At 68.7% G+C, this 1,974-nt stretch carries 1 protein-coding gene and 1 pseudogene; both read right to left on the reverse strand.

All coding sequences use genetic code 11. The annotated features are described in order from the left end of the window. Positions 1-269 (reverse strand): annotated as a pseudogene (locus tag CGK74_RS18540) (hypothetical protein); the annotation flags it as partial. Further along, a complete protein-coding gene (tnpC, locus tag CGK74_RS18545) occupies positions 269-1,822 on the reverse strand; it encodes an IS66 family transposase (protein ID WP_206186294.1) in 1,554 nt (517 codons plus the stop codon). The gene tnpC and the pseudogene CGK74_RS18540, both read right to left, overlap by 1 nt. Positions 1,823-1,974 lie beyond the last annotated feature (152 nt).

The following is a 1,974-nucleotide window of genomic DNA, read 5'->3' on the forward strand; positions in this document are numbered from 1 at the left end:
GCGTAGGGCAGCGTCCAGGTCGCACGGGTGGCGTCGTCCTGCACAGTGAGCTGGGTGTCCTTCATCGCCACCACGGTGCCGCTTCGAAGCTGCAGCGCGGCGCCCGGCGCTTTTCCGTCCACGAAGCGTACCCGTTGCCCCAGGTTCAGATGCAGCCGGATCTGCACGATCCGCGACGGATCCGACATCAGGCGCTCGATCACGCGCGACAGGTGGAACAGTTCGAGCGAGCTTGCACGGCTGAGGGCTTGGAGGGTGGCGGGATCCATCAGGGCGCGGGCTTCCAGTTCATCGGCAGCAGTTCGTCGAGCCGGTCCATGCGGTGGCCGGGCAGGCGCGTGAGCACATCCTTCAGGTAAGCGTAGGGCTCAATACCGTTCAACCGCGCCGTCTCGATCAGCGAGAGTGCCACGGCAGCGGCCCGTCCGCCACGTGGACTTCCGGCAAACAGCCAGTTCTTCCTCGAGATCGCCACCGGGCGCATCGCCCGCTCGGCGGTATTGTTGTCCGGCGCGAGCAGGCCACTGTCGGCAAACACGGTGAGCGCTGTCCAGTTCGACAGCGCGTAGGCAAACGCACGTCCCAGCGGCGAGCGCGGCAGCAGCGTCGGCTGGTGATGGGTGAGCCAGCGGTGGAACGCGTTCAGCACACGTCGGGTGCGCCCTTGGCGCACGCGCAGGCGCACGTCCGGGTCGGCCTCGGCCAGGCGACGCTCGATGCGGTAGATCAGCCCGATGAAGCGCAACGCGTCATCGGCCAGCCCCGGCGGCGCCCCCTTGGGGGCCGCCTTGAGAACATCGAAGAACTTGCGCCGCACATGCGCCCAGCACGCCACATGGGTGACGCCCTCGCGGAAGCTGGCGTGGTAGCCGCTGTAGTCGTCGGCCTGCAGGTAGCCGCGCCATGCGCCCAGGATCCGGCGCGGGTGCGTTCCGGATCGATCGGCCGTGAAGTCGTAGAGGGCGGCCGGAGCCACCTGCTGCCACTGGCCCCCATCGTCCTTCTGCTGCCCGCCGGCCAGATACACCCACATCCGGGCGGTGATCGTCTTGCCCGGGGCCTGAAGCGACAGCGTGGTGTCGTCGGTGAAGATCACCGGGCTCGCGAGTACGTGGCGCTGCAGGGCGGGCATCAACACGGCGAGCAACGCGGTCGCATCGAGCACCCAGTCGCACAGGGTCTGACGCGACAGAGCGACGCCTTGGCGCGCGAAGATCCGCGACTGGCGCGCCAGCGGGCAGTGATCGAGGTATTTCGAGACCATCACGTGGGCGAGCAGCCCGGCGCCGGCGTTGCTCCTGGGCAGCGGCGAGCCCTGGGCCGTAGCAGTGCGCACGGTACTGCGGCCGTCGGCGCTCTCGCAGCGGTACTTCAGGCGCACGTTCTGGATCACTTCGAGCCGGGCAGGGATGTACTCGAGCAACTCCGAGACCTCCTCGCCGATGCGCTCGAGCGAGGCGTAGCCGGCCTTCTCGACGTCGGAGAGGTCGTGCTCGACGCGCCGGCGCGGCAGATCCGGGCTGATCGCCGGCCGCCCGCCCTTGCGCCGGGTGTGGGCACCGACCTCGCGACGCTCCTCACTCGGTACGGGGATCTGTACCGGGTCGGACCACAGTTCTGCCTGCCCGAGGTGGATCACCTCGCTGCGCGGCCCGAACAGGCGTCGCCGCAACTCGACCAGCTGGTGACGCAGGGTGTCCAGTTGCGCGTCGAACTGCGCACGCATCGCCTGCACCTGCTGCCCCAGTTCGAGCACCAGATCCTGCAGCGGAGCGACCTCCGTAGGCAGGCTGGCGCGATCGATCGGGACAGGCAGGTTCATGGGTCCAAGCATGCCCGTGCAGGCCGTCTCCGTGAATGCGGTGAATCACCGATTGCCCCTGCGGCCGACATTCACCCCACGACGCTGGCCGCCACCGGCGCCAGGCGGCGCGTTCGCGACAGATCGATGCCATCGAGCCAGGCGAGCAACTC

The sequence above is a fragment of the Thauera propionica genome (assembly GCF_002245655.1).
Classification (GTDB): domain Bacteria; phylum Pseudomonadota; class Gammaproteobacteria; order Burkholderiales; family Rhodocyclaceae; genus Thauera; species Thauera propionica.

Excerpts from the sequence above, each read along its gene's own strand:
- tnpC (WP_206186294.1), bottom strand. The coding sequence starts at position 1,822 with ATGAACCTGCCTGTCCCGATCGATCGCGCCAGCCTGCCTACGGAGGTC.